At 63.9% G+C, this 6,948-nt stretch carries 5 protein-coding genes; all 5 read left to right on the forward strand.

Going from position 1 to position 6,948, the window contains the following annotated elements; genetic code table 11:
* The first annotated feature begins 93 nt into the window (after positions 1-93).
* The 5 genes from GGQ98_RS08440 (at position 94) to GGQ98_RS08460 (ending at position 6,845) form a co-directional block, all read left to right on the forward strand.
* A complete protein-coding gene (locus GGQ98_RS08440; RefSeq protein WP_184067945.1) occupies positions 94-2,472 on the forward strand; it encodes a bifunctional diguanylate cyclase/phosphodiesterase in 2,379 nt (792 codons plus the stop codon).
* Positions 2,473-2,539: 67 nt separating this feature from the next.
* Entirely contained in the window at positions 2,540-4,594 is a 2,055-nt protein-coding gene (locus tag GGQ98_RS08445; RefSeq protein ID WP_184067948.1) for a S9 family peptidase, read from the forward strand.
* Positions 4,591-5,013 (forward strand): acyl-CoA thioesterase, encoded by a 423-nt coding sequence (locus GGQ98_RS08450; RefSeq protein WP_184067951.1) that lies wholly within the window; start codon positions 4,591-4,593, stop codon positions 5,011-5,013. The genes GGQ98_RS08445 and GGQ98_RS08450 overlap by 4 nt, the downstream gene beginning before the upstream one ends.
* 69 nt (positions 5,014-5,082) lie before the next feature.
* Positions 5,083-6,597 (forward strand): TadA family conjugal transfer-associated ATPase, encoded by a 1,515-nt coding sequence (locus GGQ98_RS08455; RefSeq protein ID WP_184067954.1) that lies wholly within the window; start codon positions 5,083-5,085, stop codon positions 6,595-6,597.
* Entirely contained in the window at positions 6,594-6,845 is a 252-nt protein-coding gene (locus tag GGQ98_RS08460) for a hypothetical protein (RefSeq protein WP_184067957.1), read from the forward strand. The genes GGQ98_RS08455 and GGQ98_RS08460 overlap by 4 nt, the downstream gene beginning before the upstream one ends.
* Positions 6,846-6,948: the final 103 nt, after the last annotated feature.

Consider the following 6,948-nt stretch of genomic DNA (forward strand, 5'->3'; position numbering starts at 1 on the left):
TTGATGAAACCCCTGCCGGACGGTGCCCGGCGCCAAGGCTTTGTTAAATTTCGCGTGCCAATATGGCGGCAGATCGAGACTGGAACAATCGCAATGATGGACCGCATACTGGCGCTGACGAGCCAGTTCGACCCGAATTTCACGGCACTTGCCGTCATCATTTGCGTGATGTCGATGCTGACCGCCGTGCGGCTTTTCTCGCGCGGCTTCGTGGCGCGGGGCGAAGCGCGGCCGACCTGGCTGCTGCTTGCGGGTATTTCTGCGGGCTTCGGCGCCTGGGCCATGCACTTCCTCGCCATGCTCGCCTATCATCCGGGCGTACCGACAGGTCATGGTCCGGTCGGGCTTCTTACATCGCTGATCCTTGTGCTCCCCATGATGATCGCGGCGTTTTACGCCTCCGCCAATCTCGACGGCTGGGTGCGCCCCGCGTTCGGCGGCATTATCTTCACGTTTGCGGCGACCGTGATGCACTTCTCCAGCCTCAAGGATTTCCGCGTCGACGGGATGTTCAATGTCGACCGCGACCTCGTGGCGACGGCCTTTGTCGTGTGCGCCGTGATGGCGAGCGTGGGTTTCACGGTGACGGGACCGGCGCGAACGGTGCCGAGGCAGGCCGCGGGCGGCATCATTCTCGGCCTTGCGGTATTCGTCTTTCACTTCATTGCGATGGCGGCGGTCAGTATCCTGCCGGGCAAGGGCGACGCGGGCGGCCTCATCATTTCGGAATTTGCCATCGCGGGCGCCATCGCCGCGGTGACGCTGATCGTTATCGCAACCGGCCTCGGAGCAGCACTCGTTGACGCCAAGGGCGCCGAGCGTGCGGTCGAACGCCTTCGGAGGCTCGCAAACGGCGCTTTCGAGGGCATCGTCATCACGGCGCACGGCAAGATCGTTGATGCCAACACGAGCTTCCTGAACCTCGTTCGCGCCGAACACAGCGACGTCGTCGGCCGCGCCGTCGACAAGAATCTGCTCGAACGCGGATACAGCCAGGCGGGCACGGAAGACGCGCTGCTCAGCCCGTTCGACCACGGTGAGGCGATCCCCGTGGAGGTTCGCACGCGCAGCCTTTCCGACGACAAGGCAGAGGCGGTCTACGCGATCCGCGACCTGCGCGCGCAGCGCAAGGCCGAAGAGGAAATCCGCTACCTTGCGCAGCACGACAGCGCGACGCGCCTCCTCAACCGCAACGCCTTCATGACGCGCCTTGATGCGCTGCTGGAACGCGCCGCGCAGGAGGGCGAACCGGTCGCGCTGCTGTTCATCGATCTCGACCTTTTCAAGCACATCAACGACGTCCACGGTCACCGTGCCGGCGATCTCGTGATTGCGGAAGTCGCCAACCGACTGCGTGCAATGGCCAAAGGCTCAAGCCTGCTCGGCCGCATCGGCGGCGACGAATTCGTCATTGCGCTCTATGGCGGCACGCAGCCGACCGAAGCGGCGCAATGTGCGCACAGCCTGCTCGAACGGCTGCTGGAGCCGGTGCCTTACGAAGAGCACAAGGCGGAGATTTCCGGCAGCGTCGGTATCAGCCTTTATCCGGCGGACGCGGGCAATGCCTCGGATCTCGTCGCCTTCGCCGACATGGCGCTCTACCGCGCGAAACGCGGCGGACGCAACGCCGCCTGCTTCTTCAGCCGCGACATGGATGAGGCCATTCGCGATCGTCGCCGCCTTGCGCGCGATCTCAAGAAGGGCATCGACGGCGGTGAGCTCGTGCTCAGCTACCAGCCGCTTGCTGCGATGGCGGACGGCCGCATCGTCGGTTTCGAAGCGCTGGTGCGCTGGCAGCACCCGGTACGGGGACTGCTGCAACCCGACGATTTCATCCTCGTCGCCGAAGAGAACGGCCTCATCATCGCGCTCGGCAACTGGGTGCTGAACCAGGCCTGCTTCGAAGCGGCGAAGTGGGAGCGCCCGTTCCGCGTCGCCGTGAACCTCTCTGCGCTGCACCTGCAGGACAACTCGCTCGTCAGCCGCGTGCATGAAATCCTCGTCAACAGCGGGCTCTCGCCGGCGCGCCTCGAAATCGAGATCACCGAATCGGCCCTGTTCCTCGATCAGGCGCGCGCGCTTTCGAACCTGCGCCGCCTGAAGGCGCTCGGCGTGCGCATCGCGATGGACGATTTCGGCACCGGCTATTCGTCGCTCTCGACGCTGAACGCTTTCCCGTTCGACCGTATCAAGATCGACCGCAGCTTCGTCGACGAGATCAGCCGCTCTCCGCAGGCCGAAAAGATCGTCCGCGCCATTGTCAGCCTCGGCCACAGCCTGGGTGTGCCGATCACCGCCGAGGGCGTCGAAACCGAAGCACAGCTTGAATTTCTGCGCCGCGAAGGCTGCGACCAGGTGCAGGGCTTCCTGATCGGCCGCCCAGAACATATCGACATGCACGCCGGGCTGGTGACGCCGTCGAACCCCGGACTGCCGATTGCCGATGAAGACAAGGTTGCGCAGGCATCCTGAACGGTTGACCGAGGCGCCGCCGCGCGCGCAAACACGCCGGACCTTCGCCCAGATCGACCGGAGTGCCATGACAGAGACCCCGAAGCCGCCCGTTGCTGCCCTGAGGCGGCACAGTTTCACGCACCACGGCATCACGGTTGAAGACCCGTACGCCTGGCTGCGCGATCCCGGCTATCCGGAGGTGAAGGACACCGACGTCCTCGCCTATCTGGGTGCCGAGAACGCCTATTTCGAGGCGGTGATGTCACCGCAGAAGGGCCTCGTCGAAGCGATCCTGGGCGAGATGAAGGGCCGCGTGAAGGACGACGATTCGAGCGTCCCGCAGCGCGACGGCGACTTTTTCTACTGGTACGCCTTCGATGCAGGCGCCGAGTACCGTAAATGGTATCGCAGGCCCATCGGCGCCGGCAGCGATGTCGTGATCGTTGACGAGCCGAAGCTCGCGGAGGGGCACGACTATTTCCAGCTCGGCGGCCTCGCCGTCAGCCCGAACGGTCGCTTGCTCGCCTACGCCGTCGATACGAACGGTTCGGAGCGCTATGTGCTGCGCGTACGCGACCTCGAAACCGGTGCGGACCTGCCCGACGTGATCGAGAACTGGCGCTACGGCCTCGTCTGGGCCGCCGATTCGCAGAGTTTCCTCTACACGGACGCCGACGAGAACTGGCGCTCCAAGGTGGTCTGGCATCACCGGCTGGGCGACGCGCAGTCCGCCGACCGCGCCGTCTATATCGAGGAGGCCGAAGAGTTCGGCGTCCAGATTGGTCGCACGCAATCGCGCAAATACGCTGTGCTGCAAACCGGCGACCACGCGACCAGCGAAGTGCGCCTGCTGCCGACGGACGATTTTGCAGCCGCGCCGGTGCTGGTGTCGCCGCGCAAGGCCGACCGGCAATACGACGTCGATGAACGCGAAGGCACGCTCTATATTCGCGTCAACGACACGCACCCGAACTTTCGGGTCGTCACCGCGCCTGTTTCCGCGCCGGAGCAGTGGCACGAACTGATTGCGGGCAGCGACCGCCACTACCTCCAGTCCGCCACCAGCTTCAAAAACCTCCTCGCCGTCGAGGAGCGCGTCGAAGGTCTCTCGCAAATCCGGCTGCACCACTACGAAGACGGCAGCCACCGCTACATCGCCTTCCCCGAGGCCAGCTTCGTCGCGAACCTCTCCACCAACCCGGAATATCACGTGGACCGGCTGCGTATCGACTACCAGTCGATGGTGACCCCCAACACCGTCTACGATTACCACCTCGAAGGCGATCGCCTGGAAACCCTTAAGGTGCGGGAAATTCCAAGCGGTTACGACCCGTCGCAATACGCGACAGAGCGGCTGATGGCGCCCGCGCGCGACGGCACACTGGTTCCCGTTTCCATTGTCTACCGCAGAGACTTCGTGAAGGATGGGCGCGGGCCGCTCCACGTCTACGCCTACGGCGCCTACGGCTTCGCTTTCCCGCCGGGCTTTTCGGCAAACCGCCTGTCGCTGCTCGATCGCGGCTTTGCCTACGCCATCGCGCACATCCGCGGCGGGGATGATCTCGGCTACCAGTGGTATCTCGACGGCAAGCTTGAGAAACGCGCCAACACCTTCAACGATTTCGTCGATGTGACCCGCTTTCTTATCGATCAGGGCTTTGCCTCTCCCGGCCGTGTCACCGCCTCGGGCGGCTCGGCGGGCGGCGAGCTGATGGGCGCGATTATCAACCAGGCGCCGGAGCTTTACGGCGCGGTGGCTGCGCACGTCCCGTTCGTTGACGTGCTGAACACGATGCTCGACGACACGCTGCCGCTCACCCCCGGCGAATGGCCCGAATGGGGCAATCCCATCGCCGACAAGGCCGCGTTCGAGCTTATCCGCAGCTACAGCCCCTACGACAATGTGAAGGCGCAGGCCTATCCGGCGCTGCTGATTACCGGCGGGCTCAACGATCCGCGCGTCACCTATTGGGAACCGGCGAAGTGGGCGGCAAAGCTGCGCGCCGCCAAAACCGACGACAACGTCCTGTTGCTCAAGACCAACATGGGCGCGGGCCACGGCGGCAAATCGGGGCGCTATGTCTCGCTGGAGGAAGAAGCCGAGGAATATGCGTTCCTGATCAGTCAGATCGACCGATGACGGAGGCCGCGCAGGTTTCCGTCTTCACGCAGCAGAAGACCCCGGCCCCGGAAGACATCGACGAACTGGGCCATGTCAACAACGCCGTTTACGTGCGCTGGATTCAGGATATCGCCGTCGCGCACTGGTATGCCGTCGCGCCCGCCGATCTCGCCGCGAACGTCGTGTGGGTCGTCGTCCGTCACGAGATCGACTACCGCGCCCCGAGCTACCTCGGCGAAACGCTGACGCTTCGCACCTGGGTCGGTGACGTGCCCAAGGGTGCGCGCTACGACCGCTTCGTCGAGGTGGCGGGACCGGACGGCAAGGTGCGCGTGCGCGCGCTCACCACATGGGCGCTTCTCGACCGCGAAAGCCGCCGTCCGATGCGGGTCACGGCGGAATTCACTGCGCCTTTCGTTCCGAAAAAGTCGGTATAGTTAGGAGTTTGCTAAGTTTGCCGCGCTAGTTTCCCTCAGCGGTCGATGGTTTCGGCCGAGGGGATCATGATGAGCGCATTCGGCAAGAAAGCTGGAATTGGAGCGGCGCTGAGCGCGCCGCGTCGGGGCTTCGGCAACGCGGCGCCCATGCGCGGATCGCGCAGCACCCAGGCCGTGGAGCCGCTTTCCGACGTTGAAGACATGCCGGAAAGCGTCGAGCCCGCGCTGGAACTGACCGGCGACCGCGTTCAGGACGCGATGCAGCGCCTCAGCGCGCGCGAGCGCGGGGCTGCCGGTTCGGTAAATTCGCGGCAGGAAGGTTTCGAGGCCTCGATCCACAAGATCAAGGAGCAGGTGCTGCCGCGCCTTCTGGAGCGCGTGGACCCGGAAGCCGCCGCCACACTCACCAAGGACGAGCTCAGCGAGGAATTCCGGCCGATCATCGGCGAAGTGCTCGCCGAGCTGAAACTGACGCTCAACCGGCGCGAACAGATCGCGCTCGAAAAGGTTCTCGTCGACGAGCTGCTCGGTCTGGGGCCGCTCGAAGTGCTGCTCGCCGATCCGGCTGTCTCCGACATCATGGTGAACGGCCCCAACCAGACCTTCATCGAACGCAAGGGCAAGCTCGAACTCGCAAGCATCGTGTTCCGCGACGAAGAGCACCTGTTCCAGATCGCACAGCGCATCGTGAACCGCGTGGGCCGCCGTATCGATCAGACGACGCCGCTCGCCGACGCCCGCCTGCCCGACGGCAGCCGCGTCAACGTGATCGTACCGCCGCTCTCACTGCGCGGCACGGCCATCTCCATCCGTAAATTCTCCGCCAAGCCCATCACCATCGATATGATGCAAAAGGGCGATTCGATGTCGGAGAAGATGGCGACGACACTGAAAATCGCCGGCGCCTGCCGCTTCAACGTCGTCATCTCGGGCGGCACGGGATCGGGCAAGACGACGATGCTGAATGCCATGTCGAAGATGATCGACCCCGGCGAGCGCGTCATTACCATCGAAGACGCCGCCGAGCTTCAGATGCAGCAGCCGCATGTGCTGACACTGGAGACGCGGCCTGCCAACCTGGAAGGCAAGGGCGCGATCACCATTCGCGACCTCGTCATCAACGCGCTGCGTATGCGCCCCGATCGCATCATCCTCGGCGAAATTCGCGGACAGGAGTGTTTCGATCTCCTGGCCGCGATGAACACCGGCCACGACGGATCGATGGCGACGCTCCACTCCAACTCCCCGCGCGAATGCCTCGCGCGTATGGAGAACATGGTGATGATGGGCGACATCAAGATTCCCAAGGAAGCCATCAGCCGTCAGATCGCCGATTCGGTCGATATGATCGTGCAGGTGAAGCGTCTGCGCGACGGTTCGCGCCGCGTGACGAACATCACCGAGGTTGTCGGCATGGAAGGCCCGGTGATCGTGACGCAGGAACTTTTCAAGTTCGAGTATCTCGACGAGGCCGAAGACGGCCGCATCATCGGCGAGTACCGCTCGATGGGCCTGCGCCCGCACACGTTCGAAAAAGCCAAGGCCTTCGGCTTCGACCAGGCCCTGCTGGAGGCCTGCCTGTGACCGTCGAAGCTCTCGTCCCCGTAACGCCGCCGCTCGTGAAATCGCGCCTGCGCACCAAGCGCAAGGCGGCGGTGGAACTCGTTCTGGAAGACGGAACGAGCCTTGCCGGCCATATGTTCGTGGGGCCGGACGAGCGTGTTCTCGAATGCCTGAACGACGCGCGGCCGTTCCTTCCCTTCCTGCAAGCCGATGGCACCATGCTGATCGTCGCCAAGCTGAAGATCGCCGCCTGCCGCCCTCTCGACTGAGAGCGCTCCCTAGGTGTTTAGTCCCTCGTTTTGATGGTGCGGTTCTCTGATAAACCGTTTTGGCTGCTCGGACCATATTTTGCAGACATATTCATATGGGGTG

The sequence above is a fragment of the Sphingosinicella soli genome (genome assembly GCF_014199685.1).
In the GTDB taxonomy this organism is placed as follows: domain Bacteria; phylum Pseudomonadota; class Alphaproteobacteria; order Sphingomonadales; family Sphingomonadaceae; genus Sphingosinicella; species Sphingosinicella soli.

What these genes read in the sequence shown, in the direction of transcription:
- GGQ98_RS08440 (WP_184067945.1), top strand. Translation starts at nt 94, where the DNA reads ATGATGGACCGCATACTGGCGCTGACGAGCCAGTTCGACCCGAATTTC.
- GGQ98_RS08445 (WP_184067948.1), top strand. Translation starts at nt 2,540, where the DNA reads ATGACAGAGACCCCGAAGCCGCCCGTTGCTGCCCTGAGGCGGCACAGT.
- GGQ98_RS08450 (WP_184067951.1), top strand. Translation starts at nt 4,591, where the DNA reads ATGACGGAGGCCGCGCAGGTTTCCGTCTTCACGCAGCAGAAGACCCCG.
- GGQ98_RS08455 (WP_184067954.1), top strand. Translation starts at nt 5,083, where the DNA reads ATGAGCGCATTCGGCAAGAAAGCTGGAATTGGAGCGGCGCTGAGCGCG.